This is a genomic window from Pseudomonas sp. P2S-1 (assembly GCF_057197725.1).
Genome location: NZ_CM170068.1, coordinates 2682661 through 2696635 on the forward strand (window position 1 = coordinate 2682661; position 13975 = coordinate 2696635).

General features: G+C 67.0%; 10 protein-coding genes. All 10 read left to right on the plus strand.

Translation table 11 applies throughout. The features are described from left to right. Positions 1-165 precede the first annotated feature (165 nt). The 10 genes from AC2CQI_RS11835 (at position 166) to AC2CQI_RS11880 (ending at position 13946) form a co-directional block, all read left to right on the plus strand. Positions 166-522, plus strand: a complete 357-nt coding sequence (locus AC2CQI_RS11835; RefSeq protein WP_484580262.1) for a hypothetical protein — start codon at positions 166-168, stop codon at positions 520-522. 862 nt (positions 523-1384) lie between these two features. Further along, on the plus strand, positions 1385-2344 hold the full coding sequence (locus AC2CQI_RS11840) for an AAA family ATPase (RefSeq protein WP_075803970.1): 960 nt from the start codon (positions 1385-1387) through the stop codon (positions 2342-2344). A 4-nt stretch (positions 2345-2348) separates the two neighbouring features. Beyond that, positions 2349-3293, plus strand: coding sequence for a DUF58 domain-containing protein (locus AC2CQI_RS11845; protein ID WP_075803969.1), 945 nt, complete (start codon positions 2349-2351; stop codon positions 3291-3293). After that, complete coding sequence (locus AC2CQI_RS11850) at positions 3290-3784, plus strand: DUF4381 domain-containing protein (RefSeq protein ID WP_075803968.1); 495 nt, start codon at positions 3290-3292, stop codon at positions 3782-3784. Before AC2CQI_RS11845 ends, AC2CQI_RS11850 begins: the two co-directional genes overlap by 4 nt. After that, positions 3777-4865 carry a vWA domain-containing protein gene (locus tag AC2CQI_RS11855; protein ID WP_484580263.1) on the plus strand — a complete coding sequence of 363 codons (1089 nt, stop codon included), beginning with the start codon at positions 3777-3779 and terminating at the stop codon, positions 4863-4865. Before AC2CQI_RS11850 ends, AC2CQI_RS11855 begins: the two co-directional genes overlap by 8 nt. Further along, entirely contained in the window at positions 4862-6586 is a 1725-nt protein-coding gene (locus tag AC2CQI_RS11860; RefSeq protein ID WP_484580264.1) for a tetratricopeptide repeat protein, read from the plus strand. The genes AC2CQI_RS11855 and AC2CQI_RS11860 overlap by 4 nt, the downstream gene beginning before the upstream one ends. Next, complete coding sequence (locus AC2CQI_RS11865; RefSeq protein ID WP_484580265.1) at positions 6583-8202, plus strand: BatD family protein; 1620 nt, start codon at positions 6583-6585, stop codon at positions 8200-8202. The genes AC2CQI_RS11860 and AC2CQI_RS11865 overlap by 4 nt, the downstream gene beginning before the upstream one ends. A 280-nt stretch (positions 8203-8482) precedes the next feature. Then, positions 8483-9724, plus strand: a complete 1242-nt coding sequence (locus AC2CQI_RS11870; protein WP_484580266.1) for an exonuclease SbcCD subunit D C-terminal domain-containing protein — start codon at positions 8483-8485, stop codon at positions 9722-9724. Further along, positions 9721-13368: an AAA family ATPase gene (locus tag AC2CQI_RS11875; protein ID WP_484580267.1), complete on the plus strand. Its 3648-nt coding sequence runs from the start codon at positions 9721-9723 to the stop codon at positions 13366-13368. The genes AC2CQI_RS11870 and AC2CQI_RS11875 overlap by 4 nt, the downstream gene beginning before the upstream one ends. After that, the gene (locus AC2CQI_RS11880; RefSeq protein WP_484580268.1) at positions 13365-13946 is read left to right on the plus strand and encodes a glutathione S-transferase; all 582 of its coding nucleotides are present in this window, start codon (positions 13365-13367) and stop codon (positions 13944-13946) included. The genes AC2CQI_RS11875 and AC2CQI_RS11880 overlap by 4 nt, the downstream gene beginning before the upstream one ends. Positions 13947-13975: the final 29 nt, after the last annotated feature.

The window sequence follows — 13975 nt, forward strand, 5'->3', positions numbered from 1 at the left end:
CGACTGCGTCTTTACGGGTGTCCATCGACAACGCAGCTTAACGACAGCCCACCCGCCCCTGCTTGCGGCGCTGCGACATATTCGGACATTGAGGTGCAGGCGGAGATTCATCCTGAAGGGAAACGCTGGCACACTTGGGTTTCATTTCCTTGACCGAGCTGCACCATGCAACTGACCTCCGAGCTGATTTTCGGCAACGCCTGCGATGACGAAGAAGACAACCTTGCCACCCTCGGCAGCAACAATACCGATGGCCGTCTGTTCATCCTGTGCCGGTATCCGGAAGACGATGAAGTCGACCTGATGATCGAGGAAGAAGGCGAGACGCTGCGGGATATCAAGGTGACCTTGAGCGCCAGCCGGCTGCTGATCGAGACGGCGCCGGGGGCGACGGATCTGTTTGGTGGGGATGATGCGCTGGAGATCGATATCTCGAGGGCGCTGGGGGATGATCTGGAGGAGATCGAGGCGGTGCTGAAGGTGATTCTTGATGGGGTTGGGACGCTGGTCTGCGAGCGCTGAGCTGGGGTGGTATTGCCGGGGTTTGGGGTGGGGCTGATGGCCCTATCGCTGGCAAGCCAGCTCCCACAGGGTTCTGGGTCAGCCGCAACATTCGTGCCCGGCGCGGACCTTGTGGGAGCGGGTTTACCCGCGATTGCGACACTGAATTCACCATCGCAATCGCGGGTGAACCCGCTCCCACAGGGGCCGGGGACACTGCCGGATCCGGGGCGGGGCTGAGGGCCTCATCGCCGGCAATGCCAGCTCCCACAGGGTTCTGGGTCAGCCGGAACATTCGTGCCCGGCGCGGACCTTGTGGGAGCGGGTTTACCCGCGATTGCGGCACTGAATTCACCATCGCAATCGCGGGTGAACCCGCTCCCACAGGGGCCGGGGACACTGCCGGATCCGGGGCGGGGCTGATGGCCTCATCGCTGGCAAGCCAGCTCCCACAGGGTTCAGGGTCAGCCGCAGCATTCGTGCCCGGCGCGGACCTTGTGGGAGCTGGCTTGCCAGCGATTGCGGTAGTGAATTCACCATCGCAATCGCGGGTGAACCCGCTCCCACAGGGGCCGGGGACATCGCCGGATCTGGGGTGAGGCTGATGGCCTCATCGCCGGCAATGCCGGCTCCCACAGGGTTCTGGGTCAGCCGCAGAACTTGTGCCCGGCGCGGACCCTGTGGGAGCTGGCGTTGCCAGCGATGAGGCCCTCCCAGGCTCCGCATAACGTCTTGAATACCGTATTTGACGCCAGAAACCCGCCCTCCCCCCGTAAAAGATTTCCCCCGTACCGTTAGTCGCCACCCCCCTGGATGGATTAAAGTATCAGCCCCTGTCCGGGCGCTTCACGCCGCCCCGGGCTTCACTCCAGGAACCGTCACGATGGAACACCGTGAAGCGCTGATCGCGCTGCGCACCTTTCTTTCCACCCAGATCCTCGGCCAGGAGAAACTGGTAGAGCGTCTGCTCATCGTGCTCCTGGCCGACGGCCATATGCTGGTCGAAGGCGCCCCCGGCCTGGCCAAGACCAAGGCCATCAAGGAACTGGCCGAAGGGATCGAGGCGCAGTTCCATCGCATCCAGTTCACCCCCGACCTGCTCCCGGCCGATATCACCGGCACCGAGATCTATCGCCCGGAAACCGGCAGCTTCGTGTTCCAGCAAGGCCCGATCTTCCATAACCTGGTGCTGGCCGACGAAATCAACCGCGCCCCGGCCAAGGTCCAGTCGGCATTGCTCGAAGCCATGGCCGAGCGCCAGGTCAGCGTCGGCCGCAGCACCTACGAGCTGTCGCCGCTGTTCCTGGTGATGGCGACCCAGAACCCGATCGAGCAGGAAGGCACCTATCCCCTGCCCGAAGCGCAGCTCGACCGCTTCCTGATGCATGTGAAGATCGGCTTCCCGGATGCCACCGTGGAACGCCGCATCCTGTCCCAGGCCCGTGGTGAAGCCCTGAACGGCGAGACCAAGCCCGAGCGCCGGGTCAGCCAGCAGGCGATCTTTGCCGCACGCAAGGAGATCCTCGGCCTGTACATGGCCGACGCGGTGGAGGAATACCTGGTGCAACTGGTCATGGCCACGCGCAACGGCGCCAAGTACGACGCCGAGCTGGGCGACTGGATCGCCTACGGCGCCAGCCCGCGCGGTTCCATTGCCCTGGACCGCTGCGCCCGCGCCCACGCCTGGCTGGCCGGGCGCGATTTCGTCAGCCCCGAGGATATCCAGGCGGTGCTGTTCGACGTGCTGCGCCACCGCATTATCCTGTCGTTCGAGGCCGAAGCGGCCGGGATCGACCAGGACCGGGTGATCCAGCGCATTCTCGACGTCGTCGCCGTCGCCTGAGCCCATGCCCAGTCAACTGTTGGCCGCCCCCGGCATCCGTATCAGCCTCACCGAGCTGATCGAGATGCGCCACCGGGTGCGCGAAGTCCGTCTGTTTTCCGCCCCCGGCCAGCGCAGCCCGTTGGTCGGCCTGCACCATTCGCGCCTGCGCGGGCGCGGCGTGGATTTCGACCAGGTGCGCGTGTACCAGGCCGGCGACGATGTGCGCAATATCGACTGGCGGGTGACTGCCCGCACCCAGGAGCCGCATACCAAGCTGTTCCACGAGGAGCGCGAACGGCCGATCTTCATCATGGTCGAGCAGAGCCGCCGGCTGTTCTTCGGCTCCGGATTGATGTTCAAGTCGGTGCTCGCCGCGCAAGCCGCCGCGCTGTTCGGCTGGGCGGCCCTGGGCCATAACGACCGCATCGGCGGGCTGGTGTTCGGCGACAACGAACACCACGAGATCAAGCCGCGCCGCAGCAAGCAAAGCCTGCTGCAACTGCTCAACCGCCTGGCCCGGGTCAACCAGTCACTGCACACCGAGGCCACGCCCCAGGGCGATAACCTCGGCACCGCGCTACGTCGTGCCCGCGAGGTGCTGCGCCCGGGCAGCCTGGCGATCATCCTGTGCGACGAGCGCGCCCTGAATCCCGGTGTGGAACAGCAACTCAGCCTGCTGTCGCGGCATTGCGACCTGCTCCTGCTGCCGCTGTCCGACCCGCTCGACCACGCCCTGCCCGCCGCCGGCCTGCTGCGTTTCGCCCAGCGTGGCGCGCAACTGGAGCTGGATACGCTGGACAGCAACCTGCGCCAGAGCTATCGCCAGCAGAGCGAGGCGCGTATCGAGCGCTGGGAAATGCTCGCGCAGAAGCTGCGGGTGGTGCTGATGCCCCTGAGCACCCAGAGCGAAATGATCGAGCAACTGCGCGAATACCTCGACCCACAACGGGCAGGCAAGCCGCGATGAACCCTCTGGCGCAACTGCAACCGCTGATCGCCCCGCCGCCCGTCAGCGCCTGGCCACCGGCGCCGGGCTGGTGGGCACTCCTGCTGCTTGTACCGCTGCTCGGCTGGGGCCTCTGGCGCCTGCGTCACTGGCGTCCACGCAAACCCCCGGTGCCCCGCGCCGAACAGCCGCTGGACCCGATCCGCATCGCCGCCCTGGCCGAACTGGCGCAACTGCCCAAGCCCTACGACGGCGCTCCGGCCGGCGCCTGGCTGCAGCAGATCAACGCCCTGCTCAAGCGTCTGTGCCGCAACCATTACCCGGACAGCCACAGCCATACCCTCAATGGCCGCAAATGGCTGGCCTTTCTCGACAACCGCTGCCCCGCCGCCGGCCTGACCCGCTGGATGGTGCTGGTGGAAGGCACCTACAAGCCCGAATGCCGCCTCGACGACAAGGCCATCGCCGGCCTCAACCAGGCGGTCGAAACCTGGATCCGCAAGCATGTTTGAACTGGCCTGGCCGTGGGTCTTCGCCCTGTTGCCGCTGCCCTGGCTGGCGCGCCTGCTGCTGCCGGCAGCGGACAGCGGCGAGCCGGTGCTCAAGGTCAGCTTCCTCGATGAGCTGGAAGGCCTGGCCGGCCGCCGCGCGCGCCTGAACCTGCCGACCCTGCGCCAACAGGCGCCGTTCATCCTGGTCTGGCTTCTTCTGGTGTGCGCCGCCGCCCGCCCGCAATGGCTGGGCGAGCCGCTGCCGGTGGCCGCCAGTGGCCGCGACCTGCTGGTGGCCGTGGACGTGTCCGGCTCGATGGATTACCCGGACATGAGCTGGGACGGCGAGGACGTCAGCCGCCTGTCGCTGGTCAAGGACCTGCTCGGCGACTTCCTCCAGCAGCGCGAAGGCGACCGCGTCGGCCTGATCCTGTTCGGCAGCCAGGCCTACCTGCAGGCGCCGCTGACCTTCGACCGGCGCACCGTGCGTAACTTCCTTGATGACGCGCAGATCGGCATCGCCGGCAAGAACACCGCCATCGGCGACGCCATCGGCCTGGCGGTCAAGCGCCTGCGCTCGCGCCCGACCGACAGCCGGGTGCTGATCCTGGTCACCGACGGCGCCAACAACGGCGGGCAGATCCACCCGCTGACCGCCGCGCGCCTGGCCGCCCAGGAAAGCATCCGCATCTACACCATCGGCATCGGCGCCAGCGCCGAGGAAAGCGGCACCGCCGGGCAGATCGGCCTCAATCCGAGCCTCGACCTCGACGAAGCCTCGCTGCGGGAGATCGCCCAGATCACCCATGGCGAGTATTTCCGTGCCCGCGATGGCGCCGAACTCAAGGCTATCGGCGACACCCTCGACCTGCTGGAACCGGTGGAACAGCAACCGACCCAGGCGCGCACCGCCGAAGCCCTGTATGCCTGGCCCCTGGCCGCGGCGATGCTGCTGAGCATGGCCCTGGTGATCCGCGAGCGCTGGCCCGATCACCTGCTGCAACGCCTGCTCCAACGCCTGCTGCGCCGCCCGGACTTCCTCCAGCCGCACCCGGAATGGCGTGAACGGCTGAAGCGCCTGCGTCTGCGGAGGCGTCGATGAGCGAGCTCTGGCCTCATTTCATGCGTCCGCTGTGGCTGCTGGTGCTGCCGGTGCTCGGCTGGCTGCTGTGGAAACTCTGGCACCGGCAGAAGCGCGCCGGGCGCTGGCAGATGATCCTGCCGCCGGCCTTCCATGGCGTGTTGCTGGGCGGCGGCAGCGGTCACGACAGCAAGCTGCCGTGGGTCGCCCTCGGGCTGGCCTGGGTGCTTGGCGTGCTGGCACTGGTCGGGCCAAGCTGGGAACGCCTGGAGGAAACCCGCCAGCGCCCGGCTGATCCGCTGGTGATCCTGCTCGAACTGACCCCGGAAATGCTCGCCGAGGACACCCCGCCGACCCGTCTGGAACAGGCCCGGCGCAAGATCCTTGACCTGCTCGAACACCGCAGCGACAGCCAGACCGCGATCGTCGTCTACGCCGGCAGCGCCCACACCCTGGTGCCGCTGTCGGACGACCTCGGTACCAGCCGCAACCTGCTGGAGGCGCTGGAGCCGGGGATCATGCCCCAGGCCGGACAGCGTGCCGATCTCGCCGTGGGCAAGGCCATGTCGCTGTTGTCCCAGGGCGCGCTGGGCCAGGGCCGGCTGCTGCTGATCGCCTCGTCGCTCACCGACGAAGAACGCCAGGGCATCGCCCAGGCCCTGGGCCGCAACGGGCCACCGCTGCTGATGCTCGGTGTCGGCAGCGCCGAGGGCGCACCGGTCAAGCAGGCCAATGGCGAACTGCTCAAGGACGCCGACGGCGCGATCTTCGTGCCGCGCCTCGACAGCAGCAGCCTCAAGCCCTTTATCAGCGACCTCGGCGGCCGCTACCGCCACGCGCGCATCGACGACCTCGACCTGCGCGGCCTCGGCCTGTTCGACAACCCCAAGGCGATGAGCAACGACGGCCAGACCGTGCAACTGGATACCTGGGCCGACCAGGGCTACTGGCTGCTCCTGCCGCTGCTGCTCCTGGCGGCCTGCGCCGGGCGGCGTGGCTGGTTGTTCTGCCTGCCGCTATTGTTCTGTCTGCCGCAGCCGTCCTATGCCTTCGAATTCAGCGAGCTGTGGCGGCGCCCCGACCAGCAGGGCCAGTACCTGCTGGAAAGAAAGCGTCCGGCGGAAGCGGCCAAGCACTTCCAGGACCCGCAATGGAAAGGCTGGGCCCTCTATGAGGCCGGCGACTATGCGGGCGCGGCCCGCCTGTTCGCCCTCGACGACAGCGCCGCCGGCCACTACAACCGCGGCAACGCCCTGGCCCGCAGCGGCGAACTGGAAGCGGCGGTGGATGCCTATGAAGAGGCCCTGGAACGCCAGCCCGACCTGCAACCGGCGCTGACCAACAAGGCCCTGGTCGAGCAACTGCTGCAACAGCGCCAGCAGGAACAGACCCCGCCGGCGAAAGAGCCGGAGGAGGAACCGGAACAGCAGAACGGCCAGCAGATGCCGGGCGAAACCAGCGACAATCCGCAACAGAGCAACAACGAGAAGGAAACCGGCCAGCCCGGCGACGAGCCCCAGGAGCAGCAGGAACAAGGCGAGGCTCAAGCGCCGCAGAATGCCGCCGGCGATGACGACGAAAGCACCACCCGGCCGCCCCAGCGCCCCACCGGCAGCAACCTCGACGCCGAACAGCGCCAGGCCCTGGAGCAATGGCTGCGGCAGATCCCGGACAACCCCGCGCAACTGCTGCGGCGCAAATTCTGGTACGAACAGCAACAACTTCAGGAAACCCATCGATGAGCCGCGTCTGCGCCTTCGTCTTCTGTCTTATCTTCGCCCTGCAGGCCCAGGCCCGGGAGCTGCACGCCAGTGTCGACCGCAGCCAGCTGAATACCGCGGAAACCCTGGAACTGACCCTTGAGGTCGGCGATGTCACGCAGTTCGGCAAGCCGGACCTGACGCCCCTGCAGGCGGACTTCGAGGTGCGTGGCACGCGCCAGCTCAACAGCCTCAATACCCTCGACGGGCAGAACGAAGCCACCACGCGCTGGGTCGTAACCCTCATGCCGCGCCGCGCCGGGACCCTGGAAATCCCGTCGCTGAGCCTCGGCGAGCTGCATAGCGAGCCGATCCAGTTGCAGGTCCAGGCCGCCGAGGACACCCCGGTGACCCTGCTCGCCCCGGTATTCATCGAGGCCAGCCTCGACCAGAGCAGCGTCTACGTGCAGGCCCAGGCCGTGCTGACCCTGCGCATCTACCACTCGGTATCGCTGTACGACGACAGCAGCCTCAGCCCGCTGCAACTGGACGGGGTGAAGATCGAGCCGCTGGGCGAATCGCGCACCTACGAGAAGCTGATCAACGGTATCCGCCATGGCGTGATCGAGATGCGCTATGCCCTGTATCCGCAGCAGAGCGGCGAGGTGAAGGTGCCGTCGCTGACCTTCAGCGCCACCAGCGCGGGCGGCGACAGCGACAGCCCGAATGCCGCCGGCAACAGCCAGGTGCGGGTGATTTCCCGGGAACTGCCGTTGCAGGTCAAGCCGATCCCGGCCAGCTACCCGGCCGGCGCGCCCTGGCTGCCGGCGCGCAACCTGACGCTTGAGGAACACTGGAGCCCGGACCCGGCGCTAAGCCCGGTGCAGATCGGCGACTCCCTGACCCGCAGCGTCACGCTCAAGGCCGAGGGGCTGTCCAGCACCCAGTTGACGCCGTTGCCGAGCAGTGAAATCGCCGGCTTGCGGCGTTATCCGGACCAGCCGCAACTGCGCAACCAGATCGACGAACGCGGGCTGGTCGGCAGCCGCGAGGAGCGCGAGGCGCTGGTGCCGACCCACAGCGGCAACCTCGAGTTGCCGAGCCTGGAGGTGGTCTGGTGGAACACCCGCGAAGACCATCTGGAACACAGCAGCCTGCCGGCGCGCAGCCTCCAGGTGCAGGACAACCCGGCGCTGACCGCAGAAACGCCAGGTGCGACCTCAGGCCAGGGCAGCCAGCTGTTGTGGCCGTGGCAACTGAGTACGTTGGTTCTGGCGTTGACCACCCTGGCCGGTTTCGCCCTGTGGTGGCGGGCCCGTTCGCAGCCGGCGGTGGCGCGGGTGATTCCGGCGGGGCCGAGTCCGCGGACGCTGCTCGATGATCTGAAGCGGGCGTGCCTGGCCAATGATCCCCAGGCGACCCGCCAGGCCCTCGATGCCTGGGCCCGCCAGCAGCCGCAGACCCTGGCGGAGATGGCGGCGCGCTTCGTGCCGCTGTCGGATGCGCTGGATGGGCTGAACAGCGCGCTGTACAGCGAGGCCGGGCAGTATTGGCAAGGTGAGGATCTGTGGAAGGCGATCAGTACCATTCCCGCTGCGGAACTCGCCCAGCCGACCCCAGGCGAGAACGGCAGCCTTCCGCCGCTTTATCCCAAGTAGTTTTCTGTTGTTCTTGAGGGCCCTATCGCTGGCAAGCCAGCTCCCACAGGGTCCGCGGCGCCAGCAATCCCTGTGGAGAGAATGGGAGCCTGCCGATGCTTGTCCCAAATAGTTTTCTGTTGTTCTTGAGGGCCCTATCGCTGGCAAGCCAGCTCCCACAGGGTCCGCGGCGCATGGGATCCCTGTGGGAGCTGGCTTGCCAGCGATAGGGCCCTCAAGAACACCACACATTCAGGTACCATTACCGGTTTTCCATCCTGCCCCCGTCACAGGACTATCCATGCGTCTGTTTCACACCTCCGACTGGCACCTGGGGCAAACCCTGCACGGCCAGGAGCGCGATTTCGAACATGCCTGCTTCCTCGACTGGCTGCTCGGCCAGCTCAAGCTGCGCACCCCCGATGCCCTGCTGATCGCCGGCGATATCTTCGACACCGTGAACCCGCCGGTGAAGGCCCAGGAACAGCTCTACAACTTTATCGTCAAGGCCCACGAGCAACAGCCGGCCCTGACCATCGTGATGATCGCCGGCAACCACGACTCCGGCTCGCGCATCGAACTCCCCGGCCCGCTGATGCGCAGCCTGCGCACCCACGCCCTCGGTCGCGTGCAATGGCTCGACGAAGGCCAGCTGGACAGCGACCGCCTGCTCGTACCCCTGACCAACGACAAGGGCAAGGTCGAGGCCTGGTGCCTGGCCCTGCCCTTCCTGCGCCCGGCGGAAGTCACCGGCCCGCACCTGGGCGAGGACTACCTGCGCGGCATCGGCCAGGTTCACGAGAAACTCATCGCCGCCGCCCTCGAGCGCCGCCAGCCGAAACAGGCGCTGGTCGCCATCAGCCACGCCCATATGGCCGGTGGCTCGGTCTCCGAGGACTCCGAGCGCAGCCTGATCATCGGCACCGCCGAAGCCCTGCCCGCCAGCCTGTTCGGCGAAGAAATCGCCTATGTCGCCCTCGGCCACCTGCACAAGCCGCAGAAGGTCAATGGCGAGGAACGCATCCGCTATTGCGGCTCGCCGCTACCGCTGTCGTTCTCGGAGATCAAGTACCCGCACCAGATCCTCGAAGTGGAGCTCAAGGGCAACAAGCTGGTCAGCGTGGAAAGCCGCAGCGTGCCCCGGGCCGTGGCCCTGCAACGGGTCGGCCCGGCGCCCTTGGCCGAGATTCTCGAAAGCCTCACCGAACTGCCGGTGGTCGACCTGCTCGACGACCCGCAGCGCCAGCCGTGGCTGGAAGTCCGCGTGCAACTGGACGAGCCACAACCCGACCTGCGCCAGCAGCTTGAAGGCGCCCTGCAAGGCAAGGCCGTGCGCCTGGTGCGGATCAGCGCCGAATACGCCGGGCGCCTCGGCGCCGATGGCGAGGAAGAAGAGCGCCTGGTGGAACTGGGCCAGCTCAAGCCCCAGGACCTGTTCGCCCGCGCCTGGGAACAGGCCTACGGCAGCGCCGCCGATGACGGCACCCTGGCCGATTTCGCCCTGCTGTTGCAGGAAGTCCAGCAGCAGGAGGAACAGCCATGAAGATCCTCGCCATCCGCCTGAAGAACCTCGCCTCCCTGGCCGGGCCCTTCGAGATCGACTTCACCGCCGAACCCCTGGCCAGCGCCGGCCTGTTCGCCATCACCGGGCCGACCGGCGCGGGCAAGAGCACCCTGCTCGACGCCCTGTGCCTGGCCCTGTTCGGCTCGGTGCCACGCCTGGAGAACATCGGCCGCGAGACCAAGGTGCCCGATGCCGACGGCGAAATCCTCACCAATGACCCGCGCACCCTGCTGCGCCGTGGCACCGGCAGTTGCTTTGCCGAGGTGGATTTCGTCGGCATCGACGACCGCCGCTACCGCGCCCGCTGGGAAGCCAACCGCGCCCGCGACAAGGCCAACGGCAAGCTGCAAGGCAGCCGCCAGAGCCTGCACGACCTGGACAGCCAGCAACTGCTGAGCAACCAGAGCAAGCGCGAGTACGAGCAACTGATCGAATCGCGCCTGGGCCTCAACTTCGCCCAGTTCACCCGCGCGGTGATGCTGGCCCAGAGCGAGTTCAGCGCCTTCCTCAAGGCCGACGACAAGGAACGCAGCGAGCTGCTGGAAAAGCTCACCAACACGGCGATCTACAGCCAGTTGGGCCGACGCGCCTTTGCCAAGGCCAAGGAAGCCGACGAAGCCCTGAAAGCCCTGCTCGGCGAGGCCAGCGGCGTGCTGCCGATGAGCGAGGAAGAACGCGCGGCGCTCGATCAGCAACTGGTCGAGGCGCAGCAAGGCCTCAAGGCCGGACAGGCCCAGCAGCGCCAGTTGGAACAGCAACGCACCTGGATCAACGAACTGCTGGCCCTGCAAGACCAGCAGAAAGCCGCCGCCGAAGCCCTAGCCAGCGCCCGCCAGGACTGGGAAGGCCTGGCTGCCGAACGCCTGAACCTGACCCGCCTCGAACAACTGGCGCCACAGCGTCACCAGTTCGCCCGCCGTCAGGAAGTGCTCAACCAGCTCACCCCGCTGGCGGCCGCACTGGAACAGCAACGCCGGCAGCAAACCGAACTGGGCGAGCGTCAACAGCGACTGGAACAGGACCTGAATGGCGCCAAGGCGCAACTGGCCCAGGCCGTCGCCACCCAGGGCGACAGCGCCCCGCACCTCAAGCAGGCCTTCGAGATCCAGCACAACCTGACCCGCCTGGACCAGGACCTGACCCGCGAACGCGAGCAAAGCCAGCAGGCGCAACAGGCCTTCAACGAAGGTCAGAACCAGCTCAACGCCCTTGTTGAACACCAGCAGCGCCACGAACAGGCGCTCGCCAGCATTGCCGCGCAACTGCAAAGCAGTGCAGGCATGGCCGACCTGGGGGGGGCCTGGCAGATCTATCGCGGCCAGTTGCAGCAGGTGATGCTCACCGCCAACCGCCTCGGCAAGGGCCGCGAAGAACTCCCGGCCCTGCGCCAGACCGCCGAAGCCCGGTCCCAGGACTGCGCGCAGTTGCGCCAGTCACTCGACCTGCTGTTCCAGGAAAGCGCGGCCGAGCCGCAAGCCCTGGCCGAACAGATCGGCCTGCTCGGCACCCTGCTGCAGGACAACCGCAAGCAGCAACGCGGCTTCGAGGACCTGGCCCGGCTGTGGAGCCGCCAACAGGAAATCGAACAGCGCCTGAATGCCCTGCGCGAGCGCCAGACCACGGCCCAGCAGGAACGCCAGCAGCTAATTGCCGCCGGCATGCAGGGCAAGCAGGAACTGGAGCAGGCGCAACAGGCCCTGACCCTGACCCGCCAGCTACTGGAGCGTCAGCGCCTGGCGCGCAATGCCAGCGTCGAAGAGCTGCGCACGCAATTGCAGGACGACCAGCCCTGCCCGGTCTGCGGCAGCCTGGAACACCCGTATCACCAGCCGGAAGCCCTGCTGGAAAACCTCGCCCGACATGACGAAAGCGAGGAAGCCGCCGCGCAGAAGGTGGTCAGCGAGCTGACCGAGAAGCTCGACGAGCTGCGTTCCCGCCTCGGTGGCGTCAACGGCCAGCTCAAGGAATACCTGCACCAGCAGGAACAACTGAACACCCAGCTCCAGGCCCTGGCCCCGGAACTGGAGGCCCAGGCCCTGTGGCCGCAGCTGTCCGAACACGACAGCGCCGCCCGCAGCCCGTGGCTGGACCTGCAACTGCGCCGTCTCAACGACGATATCGAGCGCGACCAGCAGCGCCAGCAAACCCTGCTGACCCTGCAACAGGACGCGTCCCGTCTTCAGCAGCAGTTGCAAGACGCCAACGAAGCCCACCGCCAGGCCACCCTGCAACTGAACCAGCAGCAGGACGGCCTGAATGCCGACCAGCAGCGTCTGGACCAGGACCTGGCGCAATTCGAAACCCTGCTGCCGGCGGACATCTTCGCCGCCCTGCGGGAAACCCCGTCCGAGACCTTCCTCAGCCTCGACCAGCAGCTCAGCGCCCGTCTGCAACTGCTCGACCAGCAGAAGGACGAGCAGCAGGAACTGGCCGAACGCCTCAAGCAGCGCGAGAGCCTCGAAGGCAAGCAGCACGACCGCCAGCAGGCGCTGGAGCAACGCAACCAGCAGTTGGCGGCACTGGAAACCCAGCAACAGCAGGCCCGCGAAGCCCTGACCGCGCTGATCGGCGAGCATGCCGACGCCGATCACTGGCAGCGCGCCCTGGAGCAGACAGTGGAACAGGCTCGTGCCAGCGAGGCCGGCCTCGGCCAGCAGATGCACGACGCCCGCACCCAGGCCGCCGCGATCGCCAGCGAACTCAAGGCCCGGGAAGAACAGCACCAGGCCCTGGAACAGGAACGCCAGCAACTGGATGCGGCCATCGGCCAATGGCGCGAAGCCCATCCGGAGCTGGACGAACAGGGCCTCGACGCCCTGCTGGGCATGGACGACGAGCAGGTCGCCCAGCTGCGCCAGCGTCTGCAAGCGGCCGAGAAAGCCGTCGAGCAATCCAGCGTGCGGGTCCAGGAGCGTGACGAGCGCCTGCAGCAACACCAGAAGCAGCAACTCACCGAACAAAGCGCCGAAGACCTGGACCAGGCCCTGCTCGCCAGCCAGCAGCAGCTCGACCAGCAGGAACACCAGTGCGCCGAACTGCGTGCGCAACAGGCCGAGGACCAGCGCCGCCAGCAGGCCAGCCAGAGCCTCGCCGAGCGCATCGCCCAGGCTCGTGAGGAATGGCAGCGCTGGGCGCGGCTGAGCGACCTGATCGGCTCGTCCAGCGGCGACACCTTCCGCAAGATCGCCCAGAGCTACAACCTCGATCTGCTGGTGCATCACGCCAACACCCAACTGCGCCAACTGGTGAAGCGCTATCGCCTGAAACGCGGCGGCAGCCAGCTCGGCCTGCTGGTGCTGGACACCGAGATGGGCGACGAACTGCGCTCGGTGCATTCGCTGTCCGGGGGCGAAACCTTCCTGGTGTCCCTGGCCCTGGCACTGGGCCTGGCGTCCATGGCGTCGAGCACCCTGCGCATCGAATCGCTGTTCATCGACGAAGGCTTCGGCAGCCTCGATCCGGAATCCCTGCAACTGGCCATGGACGCCCTCGACGGTCTGCAGGCCCAGGGCCGCAAGGTCGGGGTGATTTCCCATGTGCAGGAGATGCATGAGCGGATCGGCGTACAGATCCAGGTACGGCGCCAGGGCAATGGCCTGAGCAACCTGGAGGTGGCGGGATGATCCTCTACTCGTTCCGTCGTTGCCCCTATGCCATGCGTGCGCGGCTGGCCCTGCGCTATGCCGGGGTGCCGGTACGGATCGAGGAAGTCAGCCTGAAGGCCAAGCCGGCGGAAATGCTGGCGCTGTCGCCCAAGGGCACGGTGCCGGTGTTGAGTGTCGAGGGGCGGGTGCTGGAGGAGAGCCTGGACATCATGCGCTGGGCGCTGGACCGGAATGATCCGCAGGACTGGCTTCTTGGCGGCGATCCGCAGATCGACGCGCTGATTGCCCGGAATGACAGCGAGTTCAAGGTTCACCTGAACCACTACAAGTATGCCGAGCGCTATCCGGAGTATTCCCGGGAGCATTATCGGCAGCAGGCGGAGGTGATTTTGGCGGATCTGGAGCGGCTGCTCGGCGAGCAGCCTTACCTGCTCGCCGACCACCCGAGCCTGGCCGATGCCGCCTTGCTGCCGTTTATCCGCCAGTTCGCCGGGGTCGAACCGCAGTGGTTCGCCGATGCGCCCTATCCGAGGCTGAGAGCCTGGTTGCAGGGCTGGCTGGAATCGGAGCTGTTCAAGGCGATCATGGCCAAGTGATCTTCAGGGCCTCATCGCTGGCAAGCCAG

Coding starts and splice junctions, on each gene's coding strand:
- AC2CQI_RS11835 (WP_484580262.1), top strand. CDS start 166: ATGCAACTGACCTCCGAGCTGATTTTCGGCAACGCCTGCGATGACGAA.
- AC2CQI_RS11840 (WP_075803970.1), top strand. CDS start 1,385: ATGGAACACCGTGAAGCGCTGATCGCGCTGCGCACCTTTCTTTCCACC.
- AC2CQI_RS11845 (WP_075803969.1), top strand. CDS start 2,349: ATGCCCAGTCAACTGTTGGCCGCCCCCGGCATCCGTATCAGCCTCACC.
- AC2CQI_RS11850 (WP_075803968.1), top strand. CDS start 3,290: ATGAACCCTCTGGCGCAACTGCAACCGCTGATCGCCCCGCCGCCCGTC.
- AC2CQI_RS11855 (WP_484580263.1), top strand. CDS start 3,777: ATGTTTGAACTGGCCTGGCCGTGGGTCTTCGCCCTGTTGCCGCTGCCC.
- AC2CQI_RS11860 (WP_484580264.1), top strand. CDS start 4,862: ATGAGCGAGCTCTGGCCTCATTTCATGCGTCCGCTGTGGCTGCTGGTG.
- AC2CQI_RS11865 (WP_484580265.1), top strand. CDS start 6,583: ATGAGCCGCGTCTGCGCCTTCGTCTTCTGTCTTATCTTCGCCCTGCAG.
- AC2CQI_RS11870 (WP_484580266.1), top strand. CDS start 8,483: ATGCGTCTGTTTCACACCTCCGACTGGCACCTGGGGCAAACCCTGCAC.
- AC2CQI_RS11875 (WP_484580267.1), top strand. CDS start 9,721: ATGAAGATCCTCGCCATCCGCCTGAAGAACCTCGCCTCCCTGGCCGGG.
- AC2CQI_RS11880 (WP_484580268.1), top strand. CDS start 13,365: ATGATCCTCTACTCGTTCCGTCGTTGCCCCTATGCCATGCGTGCGCGG.